Raw genomic sequence first — 19,314 nt, 5'->3', positions numbered from 1 at the left:
CGGGTCAACAAGTCGCGCACAGGGGATTGACGAGCTTGCTGACAGGCAGTCTCATAAGGGGGACAGTGACGTGTGCACAACGAGGTGGGCAGCCATGACGACCCTGACGGAAGCCGACGCGCTCGACGGCCTGCGCGATGCCCTGGGCCTGCTCAAGGACCGGGAGCAGGTGGCCCAGCGGCTGCTCGACTCCTCCGCCAAGCACTCCTTCGACCCGGACAAGGAACTGGACTGGGACGCGCCCTTCGAGGAGGGCAAGTGGTTCTGGCCGCCGGAGCTGGTGTCGCTCTACGACACGCCGCTCTGGAAGCGGATGAGCGAGGAGCAGCGGATCCTGCTCTCCCAGCACGAGGCGGCGGCACTCGCCTCGCTCGGCATCTGGTTCGAGATCATCCTGATGCAGCTGCTGGTCCGCCACATCTACGACAAGGCGGCGACGAGCGCGCACGTGCGCTACGCGCTCACCGAGATCGAGGACGAGTGCCGGCACTCCAAGATGTTCGCCCGCCTGATATCCCACGGCGGCACACCCTGGTACCCGGTCAGCCGCGTGCACCAGCACCTGGGCCGCCTCTTCAAGACCATCTCGACCACTCCGGGTTCCTTCACGGCGACCCTGCTCGGCGAGGAGGTCCTCGACTGGATGCAGCGCCTGACCTTCCCCGACGAGCGGGTCCAGCCCCTCATCCGCGGTGTCACCCGCATCCACGTCGTGGAGGAGGCCCGCCACGTGCGCTACGCCCGCGAGGAACTGCGCCGCCAGATGGTGACGGCCCCCAAGTGGTCCCAGGAGTTCACCCGCATCACCTCCGGGGAGTTCGCCCGGGTGTTCTCGGTGGCGTTCGTGAACCCCGACGTCTACACGAACGTGGGCCTGGACAAGCGGGAGGCCCTCGCGCAGGTGAGGGCGAGCGGCCATCGCCGCGAGGTCATGCAGAGCGGATCCAAGCGGTTGACGGACTTCCTGGACGACATCGGGGTGTTGCGGGGGGCCGGGCGGCGGTTGTGGAAGTCGTCGGGGTTGCTGGCCTAGGAGCGAACCCCGGTCACGTCATGTCCATGCAGGGTGACTACTGTCCTCCTTGAGCCCGTCACCCTCCGTGGCCATGAAGGAGATCACCACCGCATGTCCCCCCACACCACCCGCCTCGTACGGCTGCCGCGTCTCAAGGTCGCCGCCGTCGGGGTCACCACCGCTCTCGCCCTGACCGCGTGCGGCGGCCAGGCCGGCTCGGACTCCGGCAAGGCCTCCGGCGACGACGCCCCGCAGGGCGTGGTCAGCAAGGCGGCCGCCAAGAAGATCGCCGATCACTACGAGGAGGTCAACAACAAGGCCAACGCGGCGCAGGACGAGAAGCTCCTGGGGACGGTCGAGGCGGGTCAGGTCTACGCGATGGACAAGGCCACCTACACCCTCTTCGAGACCTGGCCGAAGAAGGAGCAGAAGGCCTATGCCGAGCCCTTCTCCTACCGGGACCGCGAGTACGTGATCCCCAGGAAGGGCACGGCCACCTGGTTCGCCGTCCGGGCGAAGTCCAGCGAGAACAGCGAGAACAGCGTGCTGCTGGTCTTCGACAAGGTGGGCGGCACCTACAAGATGGTGCTGGCCCTGTGGGCCGACGGCGAAGAGCCTCCGAAGCCGGCCCTGGACCGTCACGGTCTCGCCGAGGCCGTCGACCCCGCCACCAAGGTCGGCAAGCTCGCCCCCTCCGACATCGGTGCCGCCTACGCGGACTTCCTGGAGACCGGCGGCAAGAAGAAGGGCAAGGCCCTGACCTCCACCGAGCCGGTCGAGAACGCCGGGAAGACCCACCAGCGGAGCAGCACCGAGGGCGCGGCCGGCGGCAAGGCCACCGAGAGGTTCTTCGCCAAGACCCCCGCCGACCCGAGCGTGTACGCCCTGCGGACCGCCGACGGTGGCGTCCTCGCCCTGTTCCCGGCCGCCCACAAGCAGGAATCCCTGCTGAAGGAGTCCTACCGCTCCATCGCGGATCTCGTCCCCAACGACGAACAGTCCGCTCTCGGCGCCACCAGGGGCGCCCTCATCACCGACGTGTTCGAGGGCCAGGGCCTGGCCGAACTGACCCCGAAGTCCGCCAGGATCACCGCCGTCGACTTCCAGCACGTCGACGCCCGCTAGATGTATTGACCTGGAGCGTTGTTCACACGGCTGATCGGTGGGTGGCCGCCCCCAGCGGTTGGCACGATCGACGACATCGCGCCGATCGCGGAGCGCAGCCCGGCCGCGCCCCGGCAGCTGGCGAGCCGCGCCCGGCGCCGGGAACGCGCCGGGCGCGCGGCGCCACCCCGGCGGCCGAGCCGGACCTCGACCGGCAGAAGGAGGTCCTCGACGCCTTCCTGGCCGCCTCGCGCGTCAACGGACAGTCAGTCGGTATCGGACCCCATCGCGCCGTTCCGAGGACGGACACCCCCGGCGCGGCCCCGGCCCACCACCCGCGCGCAGGCGCGACGCAGGCCCCACCGACGCCGCACAGCCCGCCGCAGGCTCCCCGCTCCACCGCCGGAGGCATACGCAGCCCGCCGACCCCCCGATTACTCTGCGAGTCATGACACCAGCCGCCCCCACCCCCGCCTACCGGCGACTCAGCGTCGAGGAACGCCGCAGTCAGCTCCTCACCTCCGCGCTGAACCTCTTCGCGCACCGCGCCCCGGAGGACGTCTCCCTGGACGACGTGGCGGAGGCGGCCGGGGTCTCGCGCCCCCTGGTCTACCGGTACTTCCCGGGCGGGAAGCAGCAGCTCTACGAGGCCGCCCTCCGCTCCGCCGCCGACGAGCTCCAGCGCTGCTTCGACGAACCCCGCGAGGGCCCCCTGCTCCCCCGCCTGTCCCGCGCCCTCGACCGCTACCTCGCCTTCGTCGACGAGCACGACGCCGGCTTCAGCGCCCTCCTCCAGGGCGGCAGCGTCGTCGAGACCTCGCGTACGACCGCCATCGTCGACGGCGTACGCCGCGTCGCCGCCGAGCACATCTTCCGCCACCTGGAGGTCACCGGGCCCGGCCCGCGCCTGCGGATGACCGTCCGGATGTGGATCACCGCCGTCGAGGCGTCGTCGCTCATCTGGCTCGACGAGGAGAAACAACCACCCGCCGAGGAGCTGCGCGACTGGCTCGTCGAGCAGTTCGTGGCCATGCTCTCGGTGACCGCCCGCCGCGACCCGCAGGCCGACGCCCTGGTCCAGGCCCTCGCCGAGGATGTCTGACACTGGTCCCGTGAAGAGCGAAGACACCCCCTTCGAGGGCGGCCCCATGGACGGCAGGGTCCTGCCCGTCCTGCTCGGCATCACCGGTCACCCGCCCAAGACGTACCGCATCCCCGTCCCGGACCCCGCCGGCGGCCCGCCCACCGTCCTGGTCTACCGCCGCGTGCCCCGGGCAGCGGGCAGGGCCGGGCTGTCCCGCCGCTGGAAGTACGAGTACGCCCCCGAGGGCGTGCCGGCCCGCCGGCTCAACTGGCCCTGGTCGAAGCCAGACGCCACGCCGCCCGGCAAGCGGGACGACGCCGACGGGTGACCCCGTTGCGCCGAACCGCGCACACCCACCGCGCGCACCTCGCGCGCACGCCTGATCCTCACGAGTGTCCGGTGGCCAAAGGGCCGCCCTCACACCGGAGGTGATGGCATGTCAGGAAGGCTCGTGCGGCTGGTCTGCGTCGCGGCGACGGCGGCAACCACCGTCCTCGCCCCCGCCCCCGCCACGGCGGTCCCGGAGCCCGGCCCGGCCCAGGATCCCGCCTCCGCCCAGGACGCCGCCTCCGTCGCCGGTCTTCTGACGGACCTTCAGCAGCATTACCGGAAGGCCGAAGAGGCCACCGAGGCCTACAACGCCACCGAGGAGAAGCTGAAGAAACAGCGCGCCGAGACCGACCGCCTCGACCGCGCTCTGGCCCGCACCCGGCTCTCCCTGCACGACAGCCGGGGCGCGGCGGGCCGCCTGGCCCGGCAGCAGTACCAGAGCAGCACCGACATCTCCCCGTACGTACGCCTGCTCCTGGCCCGCGACCCGCAGCACGCGATCGACCAGGGCCATGTGATCGGCCGGCTGGCGCGGGAGCGGGCCGAGACCGTCGGACGGCTGACCGGCAGCGAGCGGAAGGCCCGGGAGCTGGCCCGCCAGGCCCGCAAGGCACTCGACCAGCAGCTCGCCCTCATCGAGCGGCGGAAGAAGGAACGGGACGAGGTCCGTGATCGGCTCCACGACGTCGAGGAACTGCTCGCCTCCCTCAGCCGCGACCAGCTCACCGCCCTCGCCACGTTCGAGAAGAACGGGATCGAGGAGGCGCAGAAGAAGTTCATGGCGTCCGGCGCACTCAGCAGCAGCGGCGGCAACGGCGCCGGCGGCAGCGTCCGCAGACCGTCCGCCGAGGGCGACCGGGCCGTGCGCTACGCCGTGCGGCAACTCGGCAAGCCGTACGAGTGGGGCGCGGAGGGCCCCGAGACGTACGACTGCTCGGGCCTGACCTCGCAGGCCTGGGCGGAGGCCGGGACGCCCGTTCCGCGGACCAGCCAGGAGCAGTGGAAGCGGCTGAAGCGGGTCCCGCTCACCGAGCTGCGGCCGGGGGACCTGGTCGTGTACTTCCCCAAGGCCACGCACGTCGCGCTGTACCTCGGCGACGGCATGGTCGTACAGGCGCCCCGGCCGGGCGCGAAGGTGAAGGTGTCACCGATCGCGGCCAACCCGGTCCTGGGCGCCGTACGCCCGGACCCGGACGGGAAGCCCCTGTGGCGCTACGAGCCACCGGAGCTCCCCGAGGGGGCCACGGACGGATCGGACGAGGGATACGACGGATACGGGGGATTCGCGGACGAGGCGGACTACGCGGCGCCCGTGCCGGACACCTCGACCAGGTAGGCCTGCGTCTTCTCCGGGTCGTAGAAGAAGTTCTCGAAGTCGGCCGGGTCGTTGAAGCCGTTGGCGAACCGGTCGGCGACCGGCTGGAGCTCACCGGCGGCGCCGATCAGGTTCAGGATGTGCTCCGGCGGCGGCGCGAGCATCGCGTTGGTCCACTTGGTGACGTGCTGCGCGGTGGCCCAGTAGCGGTCGAAGGTGGCCCGCATCCACTCCTCGTCGAACGGCTTGTCGCCGCGCTCCACGATCGAGGAGAGGTAGGCGGCCGCGCACTTCGACGCGGAGTTGGAGCCCTGGCCGGTGATCGGGTCGTTCGCCACGACGACGTCCGCCACACCCAGCACGAGCCCGCCGCCGGGAAGGCGGCCGATCGGGTTGCGGACGGTGGGGGCGTAGCGGCCGGCCAGCGTGCCGCCCGCGTCGGTCAGCTCGACCTTGGTGGCCCGCGCGTACTCCCAGGGGACGTACCGCTCCATGAGTTCCAGGGTCAGGGAGAGGTGCTCCGCCGGGTCCTTGACGCCGTTGAAGACGTCGAGCGGGCCGCCGGGTATGCCCTCCCAGAACAGGATGTCGGCGCGGCCGGAGGTGGTCAGGCAGGGCATGACGAACAGTTCACCGACGCCCGGCACGAGGTTGCAGCGGACCCCTTCGGTGTCGGGGTGCTCGGGGCGCGGGCCGAGGCCGTGGACGTACGACACGGCCAGCGCGCGCTGCGGCTCGCTGTAGGGGGACCGCTCCGGGTCGCGGGCGAACATCTGCACCAGCTCGCCCTTGCCCGCCGCGACGAGCACCAGGTCGTACGTGCGGGAGAAGTAGTCGAGGTCGCCGACGGCCGCGCCGTGGATGACGAGCTGCCCGCCGCGCTGGGCGAACGTCTCCATCCAGCCGGCCATCTTCACGCGCTGGTCGATCGACTGCGCGTACCCGTCGAGCCTGCCCAGCCAGTCGATCGCACGGGCCGCGGGACCCTCGGCCCAGGAGCCGGGGGCGGCGACCGAGACGCCGAGTCCTTCGATCTTCGGGGCCTGGGACTCCCAGAAGTTCAGCTGGAGATCGCGCTCGTGCTGAAGTGCCGTGTGGAACATGCACTGCGTCGACATGACCCGGCCGGTGCGGATCTCGTCCGCCGTCCGGTTGGACATCAGGGTGACCTCGTACCCCTGCGACTGGAGGCCGAGAGCTATCTGGAGCCCGGACTGACCGGCTCCGACGACGAGTATCTTCCGCATGCGGGGCTGTCCTCTACTCGGGGGTTTCGTCGAGCGCGTGGCCCACCAGGGCCAGGAGGGTCTCGATCACGGAGATCCGGCGACGCGCGTCCATGATCATGACAGGTATGTGTTTCGGGATGGTCAGGGCCTCCCGCACGTCCTCCGGCTCGAACAGCTCGCTGTCGTCGAAGTGGTTGACCGCGACCACGTACGGCAGCCCGGAGCTCTCGAAGTAGTCCAGTACCGGGAAGCAGTCCTTCAGCCGGCGCGTGTCGGCCATGACGACGGCGCCGATCGCGCCGCGCACGATGTCGTCCCACATGAACCAGAACCGCTGCTGGCCCGGCGTGCCGAACAGGTAGAGCACCAGGTCGTCGTCGAGCGTGATGCGCCCGAAGTCCATGGCCACGGTGGTGGTGGTCTTGCCCGGCGTGGCGGTGAGGTCGTCGTGGGCCTCGCTCGCCTCGGTCATCAGCGCCTCGGTCTGCAGGGGCGTGATCTCCGAGACGGCGGTGACCAGCGTGGTCTTGCCCACGCCGAAGCCGCCGGCCACCACGATCTTCGTGGCGATGGGGGCACGGGTGCGGTCCGTCTCCCAGGCGTGCATGCTCTCGCCGGGCTGGACGAACGGGGATGAACCAGCGACGCCGTGAGCGGCGTCAGAGACGACGGAGTCCACTCAGCACCCTTTCCAGCAGAGCTCGGTCCGGGCGGCCCGTGCCATGGCCGGTGCCCGTCCCGTACACACGGATCTTTCCCTGGTCCGCGAGGTCGCTGAGGAGCACGCGGACCACGCCGAGCGGCATCTTCAGCAGCGCGGCGATCTCGGCCACCGTACGCATCCGGCGGCACAGTTCGACGATGGCCCGCAGCTCCGGCATCACGCGGGTGGACAGGGAACCGTTCGTCAGTTCCCTGCGCTCCTCCGGGGCGTCGAGCGCGGCCGTGCTCGCCACGAACGTCTCCACCAGGAGCACGTGGCCGAAGCGGGTACGGCCGCCGGTGAGCGAGTAGGGGCGGACCCGGGCGGGTTTGCGGTCACCGCCGCGGACCGGGAGGTGCTGCTTCGGCGTACTGCTCATCGGGCACTCCCCGTGGTCTGGGAATCCTCCAGGGATTTTCGGAGCTCGCTGCGGAGTTCCGGCGTCAGGACGTGGCCGGCCCGGCCCACGAACAGGGCCATGTGGTACGCCACCACGCTCATGTCGCAGTCCGCGGAGCCGTGGACGCCGAGCAGCGAGCCGTCGCTGATGGACATCACGAACAGGCTGCCCTCGTCCATCGCGACCATCGTGTGCCGGACCCCGCCGAACTCCATCAGTTTGGCGGCGCCGACGGTGAGGCTGCCGATGCCGGAGACGATGGTGGCCAGATCGGCGGCGGAGCCGCGCGGACCGGTCCGCCTGGTCCCGCGGTTCTGAAGGGCTTCTCGGGCCTGCTGGTTCCGGTGGTCGTCGGAGGACAGCAGGAGCAGTCCGTCGGACGAGACGACCGCGACCGAGAGGATGCCGGGTACCTCCTCGACGAGGTTGGTCAGCAGCCAGTGCAGATTGCGGGCCTCACTGCTCAGTCCGATCAGTCCGAAGGTACTGGGAGCGGTCAACTGCTTGCCTCCTCGACTGTGCCCCCCGTGGCTTCTTCGGATTCAGCTGGTCCTGCTGTGCCGGTGTCCGGCCGCTTGTGCGAGGCCGTCTTCTCGGCGATCTCCGCCTCCACCTCGCGGTAGCCGGCCTGGGCGCCCTGGCGGAAGCCGCCGAGGCGGCGGCGGAGGGCCTCGGCGTCCACGGAGCCGCTGCGCTGGCGCGGGGCGGTGGCCGGAGCGGTGATCTTGGGAGTGCGCTTGGGGAGGCCCTTGTCGGTGACGCGTTCGTGCTCGACGTCGGCCTCCGCCGCGGCTTCGCCTTCGGCGTCGTGGTCCCCACCCGCACCCCCCGTGCGGGTTTCGTCCTCGGGCGCGGGTGGCGGCCCCTGTGGGACGGATTCACCGTCGGCCGCGGGTGGCGGCCCCTGCGGGACGGATTCGCCGTCGGCCGCCGCGGGCTCGTGCTCCGCAGGGGCCGGCTCGTCCTGCGGTATCGGGGCCAGCAGCTCCATCGTGGTCTCGGCAGGGGTTTCCGCCGGTGCCGGGTGCTCCCCGGCCTCCGTGTGCTCTGCGAGCTCCTCGTGCCGTACCGCCTTCTCCGCCAGGGCCACCAGCGGGTCCCCGTTGCCGGCGCGGCCGTGCAGGACGTTGGAGTTGGCCTCGGCGTCGGCACCGGGGAACGCGACGGTGTGGGTGGTGCCGGAGAGCGGACCGGAGGCCGGGACGGCGGCGGCCGGGGACGCCGCCAGCAGGGTGCGGGGCAGGACGACGACCGCCGCGACACCGCCCTGCTTCTGCTCGCGCAACTGCACGCGCACACCGTGCCGGTGGGCGAGGCGGGCCACGACGTACAGGCCGAGGCCGAGACCGTCCTCGCCCTCCTGGTCGTACGGCGCCTCCGGGTCGAAGTCGGTGAGGCGGGAGTTCAGTCGCTCCAGCCGGTCCTCGGTCATGCCGATGCCCTCGTCCTGGACCGAGAGCATGACCTCGCCGCTCTCCAGCAGCCAGCCGGAGATCTCGACGGGCAGGTCGGGCGGCGAGAACGAGGTGGCGTTCTCCAGGAGTTCGGCCAGCAGGTGGGACAGGTCGTCCGCGGCGAACCCGGCGATGTGCGCGTGCGGCGGCAGCGCGGCGATCCGGACCCGCTCGTACCGCTCGATCTCGCTCACCGCGGCGCGGACGACGTCCACGAGCGGCACGGGACCGGCGGTGTGCTGGACGTGCTCGGTGCCCGCGAGGACGAGGAGGTTCTCGCTGTGCCGGCGCATGACCGTGGCGAAGTGGTCGAGCTTGAACAGCGTGGCGAGGCGGTCCGGGTCCTGTTCGCGCTCCTCCAGGTTCTCGATGACGGCCAGTTGCCGCTCGACCAGCCCGAGGGTGCGCAGCGCGAGGTTGACGAACGTGCCGCCGATGGCCGTGCGCAGCCGCTCCAGCTGGGCGGCGGACTCGGCGAGCTCACCGCGCAGTTCCTCGCGCGCGTCGGCCATCTTCTGGCGCTGGCCGACGAGGTGCTTGCGGTCGGACTCCAGCGTGGCGATCCGCTCGGTGAGGGCGACGGCGTGCGCGTGCAGGGCGTTGACGGAGCGTACGACCTGGGCGAACTCGTCGTTGCGGCCGGTGAACCTGACGGGTTCCTCGGCCGTCGGAACCTCCGCCTCGGCCAGGCGTTTCGAGCCCAGGCGCAGGACCGCGAGGGGGCGCGTGAGGCTGCGGGCCATGCCCGTGGCGACGCCGACGGCGAGCAGCATCAGGGCGCCGAGGACGGCGATGCGGATCTCCAGCGCGGTGACGTCGTCGTCGCGCAGCGCCTCCAGGTCCTTGGTGCGCCGGTCGTAGAGGGCGGATTCCACGCCGCGCATCAGGTCGATCCGGGCGGAGAGGGCCACGTCCAGCTTCCTGGCGTCGGTGGAGAGTTCGCCGTTGGAGAGGCCCGGCTGGTCGGTGAGCCTGGCGAGGTACTTCTCGGCGGAGTTGACCTCGGTGCCGGTCACCGTGTTGTCGAAGGAGGTACGGGCGGGCTTGGGCGCGGTGTCGCGGAAGTCGGCCAGAGCCGCGTCGGAGCGCAGCCGGGCCTGCTGGGCGGCGGCACTCAGGGCGTCGCGCTGCCGGGTGTCGGCGTCCGAGGAGGTCTCGGTCGGCAGGCCGGTGACCGGGTCGATGACCGTCTCGGTGCCGCGCGGCACGCTGAGGGCGGCGAGCAGCAGCCCCCGGGCCGCGGCGGCCTGCTGCACGGCGGAGTCCAGTTCGGCCATGGCCTGACCGCCGGAGCCCGCGCGGGGCGGCGTCTGCTGGGCCAGCTCCTCGGCGAGCCGGTGGAGTTCGGTGATGGCGACGGAGTACGCCTGGTGCGCTTCCAGAGCGCTGCTCTTGCCGGTGAGCGCCGCCCGGCGTACGGCCGCGATGGCGTCGAGGTCGGAGCGGAGCGAGGCAGGCGTGTCGGTGTCGGCCCGCAGCTCCTCGACCTGCCGGTCCACCCGGGCGCTGCGCTGCTCGGAGGGCGCCTTGGACTTGGGGCGGCCGGCCGCGATGTAGGAGGTGACGTCGTCACGCTCGTCGGCGAGGGAGTGCGCGAGGGCGAGGGCGTCCTGGGTCTGCCCGGCGAGCGTCACCAGCTCCTGCGAGTCGTGGAGTTGCCCGGAGGCGGCGAGGACGGACGGGGTGCCCGCGCCGGCGATGGCCGCGGCGACCACGGCCACGGCAACGATGAGCCGGTTGCGTACATGGGTGGGGCGGCCCTTGCCGGTGGGGGGCGTCGACTCAGCGCCCTGAACGGGGGCCGTCTGCTTGCCTGTGCGACGAGGCCGCGACATCTGCACCGGTGCTCGCATTCCTGACTCGTGAACTCATGGGCCCGGATGACGCTCCGTCAACTGGTGCGTACTCCAGGTACACTTCCCGACCCTCCCAGCGCCGGTGGGCAGCGCACGCGCATCACCTGACCCGCCACCCGAAGGAGTGAACCCCGGAGGTGAGTTGGGGAGCAAGTTCCGCTGGCCCTTGCAGCGGCCTTGCCCGGCGGGCCGGTTGGACGCCGCGGGCGGGTGGTGGCAATATTCGCCACCACGCCTTCCCGGAACAAAGCATTCCATCCCAAACGGGGCGCCTGACCTGCAAGAGCGCACCCGTCCGGCAACCATTGCCAGCCTTTTGCGAACCTTGTGAAGGGGTCGTGCAGACTGGCTGGATGCGTACTGAACTCGCCTCGGAGCCGGGGGACGCGGACCGCCCCAACGAGGACTTCGCCAGTGTCGGACTACCGGCCTCCGGACAGGGTGGTTCGGTCGTCGTCCTGGACGGTGTCACGCCTCCGAAGGCCGGGACGGGATGTCTGCATTCCGTCCCCTGGTTCACCGCGCGCCTCGGGGGAGCGCTGACCGAACTGACCGTTTCACTCCCGGATGTTCCTCTGGTCGACGCCTTGTCCCGTGCCATCGCGCGTACCGCCGAGGCGCACGCCTCAACCTGTGACCTTTCTCACCCCCGCACACCTCAGGCCACGGTGGTCGTGGCCCGCTGGTCCCCGGAGACGGTGGAGTACCTGGTCCTGTCGGACTCGGCTCTTCTCGTGGAGTCCCCGGACGGCGTGGTGACGCCCGTCCTGGACGACCGTCTGGCCCTTCTCCCCCGCTCCGCCCTGGCCACGGACGCGCTGGTGGACTCCACACTCCGCAACAAGGAAGGCGGCTTCTTCACGGCGGCCGCCGACCCCTCGGTGTCCCGCCGGGCGGTGACCGGAACCCTGCCCCGCCGTGAGGTGCGCGCCCTGGCCGCACTGACGGACGGGGCGACCCGCTGGGTGGAGCGGTTCGATGAAGGCGACTGGACGGACTGCTTCCACCTCCTGCGCAAGGAGGGGCCACAGGCGCTGGTGGACCGGGTACGGACGCTGGAACGGGCGGATTCGGCCGGCTCGTTCCTGGGCCGGAGCAAGACGCACGACGACGCGACGGTCGTGTACGTCGAGTTCTGAACACCCGGGACTGCGGGCTACTTCTCCATGCCGCGGTTGAGCTGGTGCAGCAGCCGGGCCAGTTCCGTGACCTCGTGGGTGTCCCAGTCGGCCAGGCGGCCGGCGTAGCGGGCGCGGCGGGCCTCGCGCACCCGGCGGACCCGGTCGTGGCCCTCCTGGGTGAGGGCGACGAGCCAGGCGCGTCCGTCGGCGGGGTCGGGTTCGCGCGCGACCAGGCCCAGTTCCTCCAGGGCCCGCAGCTGGCGGGACATGGTGGCCTTGCCGACGCCGATGTAGGCGGCGAGCTCGGTGGCCCGCTGCTTGCCGCACTCGTCCAGCCGTACGAGCAGGCCGTACGCCGACGACTCCAGGTCGGGGTGGACCTCCCGGGCCATCTCGCCCTGGCTGGCCCGGGCCCGCCGCAGCAGCACGGTCAGCTCCCGCTCCAGCGCCAGAAAGGCCGGCTGATCCACACCGGTTCCGGCCAGAGAGGCGTCCCGGTGTCCGTCGTCGTTGCCGTCCTGGTGCACGTGAGTCCTGCCTCGGTCGTCGCCCGCTACCTGCATTTTCCGCCCTCCGCGGCCGTCGCCGCAGCTCGGCAAGTATTCCGCAGGTCACGGGGCGCGCGTCCACAGGGCCGCCACAGGGTGAAGGCCCGGGCCTCCCTCACGGGACCCGGGCCTTCCCTCATCCGGTGACCTCCGTCACGCGGCCACCGGAACCTCAGGCGTCGCATCCGCCGTGGCGGGCGCGAGCGCCAGCTCCAGGACCTGGCGGACGTCGGTGACGGCGTGGACGTCGAGCTTGTCCAGCACCTCCGCCGGGACGTCGTCCAGGTCGGGTTCGTTGCGCTTGGGGATGATCACGGTGGTGACCCCGGCGCGGTGGGCGGCCAGCAGCTTCTGCTTCACGCCGCCGATCGGCAGGACCCGGCCGGTCAGCGAGACCTCGCCGGTCATCGCCACGTCCGTGCGGACCAGACGGCCGGACAGCAGCGAGGCGAGGGCCGTGGTCATCGTGACGCCGGCGCTGGGGCCGTCCTTGGGGACCGCGCCCGCCGGGAAGTGGATGTGCACACCCCGGTCCTTCAGGTCACCCACCGGCAGTTCCAGCTCGGCGCCGCGGGAGCGCAGGAAGCTCAGCGCGATCTGCGCGGACTCCTTCATCACGTCCCCCAGCTGACCGGTCAGGGTCAGCCCGGCCGCACCGGTCTCCGGGTCGGCCAGCGACGCCTCGACGTACAGCACGTCACCGCCGGCGCCCGTCACCGCGAGGCCCGTCGCCACGCCCGGCACGGACGTCCGGCGCTCGGCCGGGTCCTGGGCGGACTCGGGCACGTGGTGCGGCCGTCCGATCAGAGAGCGCAGGTCCTCGTCCCGGACGGTGAACGGCAGCTCCCGCTCACCCAGTTCGTGCTGGGCCGCGACCTTGCGCAGCAGCCGTGCGATCGACCTCTCCAGGGTTCGCACGCCCGCCTCGCGCGTGTACTCACCGGCGAGCTTGCGCAGGGCGCCCTCGTCGATGGCCACCTCGTCCTTGTCGAGCCCGGCCCGCTCCAGCTGGCGCGGCAGCAGGTGGTCGCGGGCGATGACGACCTTCTCGTCCTCGGTGTAGCCGTCCAGGCGGACGATCTCCATCCGGTCGGCCAGGGCCTCCGGGATGGCCTCCAGGACGTTGGCGGTCGCGAGGAAGACCACGTCCGACAGGTCCAGCTCGACCTCCAGGTAGTGGTCCCGGAAGGTGTGGTTCTGCGCCGGGTCGAGCACTTCGAGCAGCGCCGCGGCCGGGTCGCCCCGGAAGTCCGAGCCCACCTTGTCGATCTCGTCGAGCAGCACGACGGGGTTCATCGACCCGGCCTCCTTGACGGCGCGGACGATCCGGCCGGGCAGGGCACCGACGTACGTACGCCGGTGACCGCGGATCTCGGCCTCGTCGCGGACGCCGCCGAGGGCGACGCGCACGAACTTGCGCCCCATCGCGTGGGCGACGGACTCGCCCAGGCTGGTCTTGCCGACGCCGGGCGGACCCACGAGCGCGAGCACGGCACCGCCGCGCCGCCCGCCGACCACGCCCAGCCCGCGGTCGGTACGCCGCTTGCGCACCGCCAGGTACTCGGTGATCCGCTCCTTGACGTCCTGAAGGCCGGAGTGCTCGGCGTCGAGGACGGCCTGGGCGCCCTGGATGTCGTACGCGTCCTCGGTGCGCTCGTTCCACGGCATCTCCAGGACCGTGTCGAGCCAGGTGCGGATCCAGGAGCCCTCGGGCGACTGGTCGGAGGACCGCTCCAGCTTGTCGACCTCCTTGAGCGCGGCCTCGCGGACCTTCTCGGGCAGGTCGGCGGCCTCCACGCGGGCGCGGTAGTCGTCGGACTCCTCGCCCTCCTGCTCGCCGTTCAGCTCGCGCAGCTCCTTGCGGACCGCTTCGAGCTGACGCCGCAGCAGGAACTCGCGCTGCTGCTTGTCGACGCCTTCCTGGACGTCCTTGGCGATGGACTCGGCCACGTCCTGCTCGGCGAGGTGGTCGCGCAGCTGCTGGGTCGCGAGCTTCAGCCGGGCCACCGGGTCGGCGGTCTCCAGCAGCTCGACCTTCTGATCGGTGGTCAGGAACGGCGAGTAGCCGGAGTTGTCGGCGAGCGCCGAGACGTCGTCGATGGCCTGGACCCGGTCGACGACCTGCCAGGCGCCGCGCTTGCGCAGCCACGCGGTGGCGAGGGCCTTGTACTCCTTGACCAGTTCGGCGACCTGCCCGGGCAGCGGCTCCGGGACGGATTCGTCGACGCGGGTGCCCTCGACCCAGAGGGCCGCGCCGGGACCCGTGGTCCCCGCACCGATCCTCACCCGCCCCCGGCCGCGGATCAGCGCGCCCGGGTCGCCGTCGGCCAGCCGGCCCACCTGCTCGACGGTGCCGAGGACACCGGTGCCGGCGTACGTGCCGTCGATGCGCGGCACCAGGAGTACCCGGGGCTTTCCGGGCGTTGTCCGAGCAGCGGCCTGGGCGGCCTCCACCGCGGCACGGACCTCGGAGTCGCTCAGGTCCAGCGGGACCACCATCCCGGGCAGGACGACCTCGTCGTCGAGCGGCAGCACGGGCAGGGTGAGCGGTGTGGACGTCGAAGCCATGATCTCCCCTTCAGCAGTCAAGTTGAGCTATGCCGACTCAATGCGCGGGAGCCGCCGGATGTTCCCCACCCGCCGTTCGCTGTGAGCGATCGACCGTGACACCAGGGGCGATCGGGGCCGTAGAGTCAGCGACGTAACAGATCAATCCGGTGAGTGCCTATTACCAGGGGGCGGCATGGACGAGACCGTGCAGGCGTGGGTGGACGGGTGGGTCGTGTCGCGCGGGGCGGCTCCGCCCGTGCCCGAGCCGTGGGGCTGCACGATCGACGTGGGGATGTACGGACACGTCACCCGGCATGTGTTCGGCGCGACCGGCGACGACCTCGACGAGGCGACCGTCCGCAAGGTGGCCGGCGCGGTGACCGGGGCCGGGGTGTGGCTGAAGGCGTTCCGGGACCCGTCCGTGGTCGCCGGCTGGCTGGACGACACCTGGTGGATCGACCCCGAGCCCGGCTACCTGATGACGGTCCCGCTGACCCAGGGGGACCTTCCGGACGTGCCCGACGGCTACCGGCTGCGGAGCTGGTCGCGTGGCGGAGTGACGCGCGTGATGGTGGCCGCCCCGGACGGTTCGCTGGCGGCGCGCGGCCAGATCACCCCGACCGGCAGCACCGCCGTGGCCGACCAGATCGAGACGGCACCGGAGCATCGCCGCAAGGGACTCGGCAGCCTCGTCATGCGGACGTTGCAGACGACCGCCGTCCGGCAGGGCGCACGGACCGGTGTCCTCGCCGGTACGCCCGCGGGACGAGGGCTCTACGAGGCGCTCGGCTGGGAGGTGGTGGCCCTGCTCACCAGCGCGAAGCACTGCCCGCGGACCTGAACGGCCCCGCCGTCAGCCCCGGACCGGTCCGGGGGAGCCGGGGTCCCTCGCCTGCCACCGCCGGACCACCGGCCAGGTCGCGACACCGATGGCCAGGGCGATCAGGTGCCCCCAGTTGGTCATCGGGTCGGTGAAGGCGAGCAGGTCCTGGAGCAGCATCCCGCCGAAGCCGGCCAGCAGCGGCACGCGCAGCCAGGGCGGCAGCAGTCCGGCCAGGGCGCCGGTGCCGGCGGCGACGCCGAAGCTGACGCCGTAGTCGAGTCGGTGCAGCGAACTTCCGGGGAGCTGACCCGCCAGCACCGCGAGCCCGACCGGGACCTCCGTCGCCAGGGTGGCGAGGACGTGCCCGAGCAGGAAGACACCGGCCGTGCGCAGACCGCCGATCCGCCGTTCCAGCGCGGTCAGCACGAGCACGAACCCGATCGCGAACGGCGAGGCCACCCCGCCCGCGAGCCACAGCGCGCTGCCGACCAGCACCAGCTCCGGCGTCCGCGCCAGGTGCGCCACATCCGTACTGGAACCCTGGAGCAGGGCGTGCACCAGAGCGGGGTCCGCGTACGCGGAGATCAGCGAGGTCAGACCGAGGACGATCGCGTATCCGAAGGTGAACGGCGTACCCGTGGGAGTCGGGAGCAGCCGCCACGGTCTCGGCGTCCGGAGCCGAGGCCGGGGCGTCTCCACCGCGGTGGGCTCTCGTCCGCCCGGGTCCACGGTCCCGCACGACCCTCGGCCGCCGGTCCGCTGCCGCGGCACCCCGTCCAGCAGCCCCGGCCCATCGGGGACGGGCGTGCCCGTCGGCGTCGGCGTGGCCGTCCTGTCGGCCGGCGCGGTGCGATCCACGGCGGGCGCTCCTTCCGTCACGCCCCACACTTCGCGCACCTTCGCTCCCTGTCTGTGACGGGCGCCACGCGAGAGCCGATTCACAGCAACCTGACAGCAGCCCACCGCGTCCCCCGCCGGCCGCTCCGAAATTCTTGGCGCCGGACACCCCCCACCTGCCAGGATGCTCGGATGCCCACCTCGAACGACATCCCCCACGTGCTGGACCGACGCGAGGGGCCGCACGGCGAGGTCGTGCTGCGACGGCACGACGACCGGCTGGAGATCATCGCGAACGGCTGTTTCCTGATGGACACCTCCGACGGCCGCTCGGAGCGGCGGCTGGTCGACGCGGCCCTGGACGCCCTGGCCGGCCGGGACCGCCCCGACGTGCTGATCGGCGGACTCGGCGTCGGTTTCTCCCTCGCCCACGCGGCCGCGGACCCGCGCTGGGTAGGGATCACGGTCGTGGAACGCGAGCACGCCATCGTCGAATGGCATCTCGACGGCCCGCTCTCCGCGTTCTCCGCCGAGGCCCTCGCCGATCCCCGCACGAAAATCGTCGAAGCCGATCTCGTGGCCTACGTCAATGAGACATCCGACACGTACGACGCCCTGTGCCTCGACATCGACAACGGACCCGGCTGGACCGTCACGGAGGGCAACGGAAATCTCTACGGAGAAGCCGGACTGGCAAGCTGCGCACGGGTGTTGAGGCCCGGTGGAGTGCTCGCCGTCTGGTCCGCCGAGCCCTCTCCGGAATTCGAAGAAACCCTGCGGAATGTCGGGTTCCAGCAGGTGCGTACCGAAGAGATCCCGGTTGCCCGGGGCGTTCCGGACGTCGTGCACCTCGGCATCAGCCCTGGATAGCAAAGGTGTACTGACTCCCCGTACGCTGCTCCTCTGACGCCGATCATTCAAGCGTCAATCGCAACCATGCGCAGACCGAGGGATCACCCCACTGATCCCGGAAAGCACACCCCAGGGGCGGGCGATGGAGCAGACACACACCTCCCACAACGGTTCGGCGACGGCTACCCCGGGCGCACAGCGCCGGGTTCTCGTCGTCGAGGACGACGCCACGATCGTGGACGCCATCGCGACCCGCCTGCGAGCCGAGGGATTCCTCGTGCAAACAGCGGGTGACGGTCCGGCCGCCGTCGACACGGCCGAGGCCTGGCAGCCCGACCTGCTGATCCTCGACATCATGCTGCCCGGCTTCGACGGTCTGGAGGTCTGCCGACGCGTGCAGGCCGCCCGGCCGGTGCCGGTGATGATGCTCACCGCGCGCGACGACGAGACCGACATGCTGGTCGGGCTGGGCGTCGGCGCCGACGACTACATGACGAAGCCGTTCTCGATGCGGGAGCTGGCGGCGCGTGTGCACGTGCTGCTGCGCCGTGTTGAGCGGGCCGCGCTGGCCGCCGCGACGCCGCGCAGCGGCATCCTGCGCCTCGGCGAACTGGAGATCGACCACGCGCAGCGCCGGGTCCGGGTGCGCAGTGAGGATGTTCACCTCACGCCCACCGAGTTCGATCTCCTCGTGTGCCTGGCGAACACCCCGCGCGCGGTGCTCTCGCGCGAGCAGTTGCTCGCCGAGGTCTGGGACTGGGCGGACGCCTCCGGTACCCGGACGGTCGACAGCCACATCAAGGCGCTGCGCCGGAAGATCGGCGCCGAGCGGATCCGTACCGTGCACGGCGTGGGCTACGCCCTGGAGACCCCGACGCCATGAGCGGCGGGCCGGGAGCACGGAGAGGCCCCGGGGATCCGGAACCCTGGGGCGGGGTGAGCCCGTTCTCGATCAAGACCAAACTGGGCGCGCTGGTCGTCATCTCGGTGCTGATCACGACGGGCCTGTCGGTGATCGCGGTGCACACGAAGACGGAGCTGCGCTTCATCACGGTCTTCTCGATGATCGCCACACTGCTCATTACGCAGTTCGTGGCCCATTCGCTCACCGCCCCGCTGGACGAGATGACGGCCGTGGCCCGTTCCATCTCGCAGGGTGACTACACCCGCCGGGTGCGGGACAACCGCCGTGACGAGCTGGGCGATCTGGCCGTCACGATCAACGCCATGGCCGACGAGCTGGAGGCCCAGGACCGCCAGCGCAAGGAGCTGGTGGCGAACGTCTCGCACGAACTGCGCACCCCCATCGCGGGACTGCGCGCGGTGCTGGAGAACATCGTCGACGGCGTCACACAGGCCGACCCGGAGACGATGCGCACGGCCCTGAAGCAGACCGAGCGGCTCGGCCGGCTGGTGGAGACGCTGCTGGACCTGTCCCGCCTGGACAACGGCGTCGTACCGCTGAAACAGCGGCGGTTCGAGGTGTGGCCGTATCTGTCCGGCGTGCTCAAGGAGGCCAACATGGTCGCCTCCGTGCGCGCGGGCATCGCCACCGGCTCGGGCAGTCACACCCGTACGGACGTCCATCTGCACCTCGACGTCCACCCGCCGGAGTTGACCACGCACGCCGACCCGGAGCGCATCCACCAGGTCGTGGCCAACCTCATCGACAACGCCGTCAAGCACAGCCCGCCGCACGGCCGTGTGACGGTCAAGGCGCGGCGCGGCTCGCTGCCGGAGTCGCTGGAGCTGGAGGTCCTGGACGAGGGCCCCGGTATTCCGAAGTCCGAGTGGCACCGCGTCTTCGAGCGGTTCAACCGCGGCAGCGCCAAGCGGTCGCAGGGTCCTGGCAGCGACGGCGGCACGGGTCTCGGCCTGGCCATCGCCCGCTGGGCGGTGGATCTGCACGGCGGGCGCATCGGAGTGGCTGAATCCGAGCGGGGTTGCCGGATTCTTGTCACCCTTCCGGGACTTCCATCTCTGCCAAGTTGACGTAAAGTTCGAAGCGGAGCCACAAGATCCACGAGCGTCCGCGCTGACGGACACGTGTGATCAGGCACAGGCCCGCGCCGTCGGCGCATGAGGCCCGGCCG

At 71.4% G+C, this 19,314-nt stretch carries 18 protein-coding genes; 10 read left to right on the top strand and 8 right to left on the bottom strand.

Going from position 1 to position 19,314, the window contains the following annotated elements; translation table 11 throughout:
* Positions 1-94: 94 nt before the first annotated feature.
* The 5 genes from CP976_RS29080 to CP976_RS29060 all read left to right on the top strand — a co-directional run bounded on the left by CP976_RS29080 (position 95) and on the right by CP976_RS29060 (position 4,869).
* A complete protein-coding gene (locus tag CP976_RS29080; RefSeq protein ID WP_086846447.1) occupies positions 95-1,033 on the top strand; it encodes an AurF N-oxygenase family protein in 939 nt (312 codons plus the stop codon).
* A 93-nt stretch (positions 1,034-1,126) separates the two neighbouring features.
* Positions 1,127-2,140, top strand: a complete 1,014-nt coding sequence (locus tag CP976_RS29075; RefSeq protein ID WP_150482992.1) for a DUF8094 domain-containing protein — start codon at positions 1,127-1,129, stop codon at positions 2,138-2,140.
* Between the two features lie 427 nt (positions 2,141-2,567).
* Positions 2,568-3,221 (top strand): TetR/AcrR family transcriptional regulator, encoded by a 654-nt coding sequence (locus CP976_RS29070; RefSeq protein ID WP_150482991.1) that lies wholly within the window; start codon positions 2,568-2,570, stop codon positions 3,219-3,221.
* 10 nt (positions 3,222-3,231) lie between these two features.
* Positions 3,232-3,531: a hypothetical protein gene (locus tag CP976_RS29065; RefSeq protein ID WP_150482990.1), complete on the top strand. Its 300-nt coding sequence runs from the start codon at positions 3,232-3,234 to the stop codon at positions 3,529-3,531.
* Between the two features lie 108 nt (positions 3,532-3,639).
* On the top strand, positions 3,640-4,869 hold the full coding sequence (locus CP976_RS29060; protein WP_150482989.1) for a C40 family peptidase: 1,230 nt from the start codon (positions 3,640-3,642) through the stop codon (positions 4,867-4,869).
* Here CP976_RS29060 and CP976_RS29055 read toward each other — a convergent pair.
* The 5 genes from CP976_RS29055 to CP976_RS29035 are packed head-to-tail and all read right to left on the bottom strand — an operon-like array spanning position 4,833 to position 10,475.
* Positions 4,833-6,095, bottom strand: a complete 1,263-nt coding sequence (locus tag CP976_RS29055) for a styrene monooxygenase/indole monooxygenase family protein (RefSeq protein ID WP_150482988.1) — start codon at positions 6,093-6,095, stop codon at positions 4,833-4,835. The two genes, CP976_RS29060 and CP976_RS29055, sit on opposite strands and share 37 nt — an antisense overlap.
* Positions 6,096-6,108: 13 nt before the next feature.
* Positions 6,109-6,756, bottom strand: a complete 648-nt coding sequence (locus CP976_RS29050) for a GTP-binding protein (protein ID WP_150482987.1) — start codon at positions 6,754-6,756, stop codon at positions 6,109-6,111.
* Positions 6,737-7,159, bottom strand: coding sequence for a DUF742 domain-containing protein (locus CP976_RS29045; protein WP_059419369.1), 423 nt, complete (start codon positions 7,157-7,159; stop codon positions 6,737-6,739). Before CP976_RS29045 ends, CP976_RS29050 begins: the two co-directional genes overlap by 20 nt.
* Positions 7,156-7,680 (bottom strand): roadblock/LC7 domain-containing protein, encoded by a 525-nt coding sequence (locus tag CP976_RS29040; protein ID WP_150482986.1) that lies wholly within the window; start codon positions 7,678-7,680, stop codon positions 7,156-7,158. Before CP976_RS29040 ends, CP976_RS29045 begins: the two co-directional genes overlap by 4 nt.
* Positions 7,677-10,475 carry a sensor histidine kinase gene (locus CP976_RS29035; protein WP_190146901.1) on the bottom strand — a complete coding sequence of 933 codons (2,799 nt, stop codon included), beginning with the start codon at positions 10,473-10,475 and terminating at the stop codon, positions 7,677-7,679. Before CP976_RS29035 ends, CP976_RS29040 begins: the two co-directional genes overlap by 4 nt.
* A 368-nt stretch (positions 10,476-10,843) precedes the next feature.
* On the opposite strand from CP976_RS29035, the gene CP976_RS29030 reads away from it, so the two are divergent.
* A complete protein-coding gene (locus CP976_RS29030; protein ID WP_150482985.1) occupies positions 10,844-11,629 on the top strand; it encodes a protein phosphatase 2C domain-containing protein in 786 nt (261 codons plus the stop codon).
* A gap of 17 nt (positions 11,630-11,646) precedes the next feature.
* Here the strand turns inward: CP976_RS29030 and CP976_RS29025 are convergent, their stop codons facing one another.
* Both CP976_RS29025 and lon read right to left on the bottom strand, forming a co-directional pair.
* Complete coding sequence (locus CP976_RS29025) at positions 11,647-12,138, bottom strand: MarR family winged helix-turn-helix transcriptional regulator (RefSeq protein WP_059416600.1); 492 nt, start codon at positions 12,136-12,138, stop codon at positions 11,647-11,649.
* A 174-nt stretch (positions 12,139-12,312) separates the two neighbouring features.
* A complete protein-coding gene (gene lon / locus CP976_RS29020; protein ID WP_150482984.1) occupies positions 12,313-14,727 on the bottom strand; it encodes an endopeptidase La in 2,415 nt (804 codons plus the stop codon).
* Positions 14,728-14,902: 175 nt separating this feature from the next.
* On the opposite strand from lon, the gene CP976_RS29015 reads away from it, so the two are divergent.
* Positions 14,903-15,550, top strand: a complete 648-nt coding sequence (locus CP976_RS29015; RefSeq protein WP_150482983.1) for a GNAT family N-acetyltransferase — start codon at positions 14,903-14,905, stop codon at positions 15,548-15,550.
* Between the two features lie 12 nt (positions 15,551-15,562).
* Here the strand turns inward: CP976_RS29015 and CP976_RS29010 are convergent, their stop codons facing one another.
* Positions 15,563-16,390, bottom strand: coding sequence for a rhomboid-like protein (locus CP976_RS29010; protein WP_150482982.1), 828 nt, complete (start codon positions 16,388-16,390; stop codon positions 15,563-15,565).
* A 171-nt stretch (positions 16,391-16,561) separates the two neighbouring features.
* Here CP976_RS29010 and CP976_RS29005 point away from each other — a divergent pair, with 171 nt between their 5' ends.
* The 3 genes from CP976_RS29005 to CP976_RS28995 all read left to right on the top strand — a co-directional run bounded on the left by CP976_RS29005 (position 16,562) and on the right by CP976_RS28995 (position 19,213).
* Positions 16,562-17,239 carry a spermidine synthase family protein gene (locus CP976_RS29005; RefSeq protein ID WP_150482981.1) on the top strand — a complete coding sequence of 226 codons (678 nt, stop codon included), beginning with the start codon at positions 16,562-16,564 and terminating at the stop codon, positions 17,237-17,239.
* Between the two features lie 124 nt (positions 17,240-17,363).
* Positions 17,364-18,104 (top strand): response regulator transcription factor, encoded by a 741-nt coding sequence (locus tag CP976_RS29000; protein WP_003992913.1) that lies wholly within the window; start codon positions 17,364-17,366, stop codon positions 18,102-18,104.
* A complete protein-coding gene (locus CP976_RS28995; RefSeq protein WP_150482980.1) occupies positions 18,101-19,213 on the top strand; it encodes a sensor histidine kinase in 1,113 nt (370 codons plus the stop codon). Before CP976_RS29000 ends, CP976_RS28995 begins: the two co-directional genes overlap by 4 nt.
* The last annotated feature ends 101 nt before the right edge of the window (positions 19,214-19,314 follow it).

It is taken from the genome of Streptomyces coeruleorubidus, assembly GCF_008705135.1.
Taxonomy (GTDB): Bacteria; Actinomycetota; Actinomycetes; order Streptomycetales; family Streptomycetaceae; genus Streptomyces; species Streptomyces coeruleofuscus.
Note: the sequence above shows the minus strand (reverse complement) of the source record. Positions and strands in the feature narration are given on the sequence as shown.

Coding starts and splice junctions, on each gene's coding strand:
- CP976_RS29060 (WP_150482989.1), top strand. CDS start 3,640: ATGTCAGGAAGGCTCGTGCGGCTGGTCTGCGTCGCGGCGACGGCGGCA.
- CP976_RS29055 (WP_150482988.1), bottom strand. CDS start 6,095: ATGCGGAAGATACTCGTCGTCGGAGCCGGTCAGTCCGGGCTCCAGATA.
- CP976_RS29075 (WP_150482992.1), top strand. CDS start 1,127: ATGTCCCCCCACACCACCCGCCTCGTACGGCTGCCGCGTCTCAAGGTC.
- CP976_RS28995 (WP_150482980.1), top strand. CDS start 18,101: ATGAGCGGCGGGCCGGGAGCACGGAGAGGCCCCGGGGATCCGGAACCC.
- CP976_RS29030 (WP_150482985.1), top strand. CDS start 10,844: ATGCGTACTGAACTCGCCTCGGAGCCGGGGGACGCGGACCGCCCCAAC.
- CP976_RS29045 (WP_059419369.1), bottom strand. CDS start 7,159: ATGAGCAGTACGCCGAAGCAGCACCTCCCGGTCCGCGGCGGTGACCGC.
- CP976_RS29000 (WP_003992913.1), top strand. CDS start 17,364: ATGGAGCAGACACACACCTCCCACAACGGTTCGGCGACGGCTACCCCG.
- CP976_RS29005 (WP_150482981.1), top strand. CDS start 16,562: ATGCCCACCTCGAACGACATCCCCCACGTGCTGGACCGACGCGAGGGG.
- CP976_RS29070 (WP_150482991.1), top strand. CDS start 2,568: ATGACACCAGCCGCCCCCACCCCCGCCTACCGGCGACTCAGCGTCGAG.
- CP976_RS29080 (WP_086846447.1), top strand. CDS start 95: ATGACGACCCTGACGGAAGCCGACGCGCTCGACGGCCTGCGCGATGCC.
- lon (WP_150482984.1), bottom strand. CDS start 14,727: ATGGCTTCGACGTCCACACCGCTCACCCTGCCCGTGCTGCCGCTCGAC.
- CP976_RS29015 (WP_150482983.1), top strand. CDS start 14,903: ATGGACGAGACCGTGCAGGCGTGGGTGGACGGGTGGGTCGTGTCGCGC.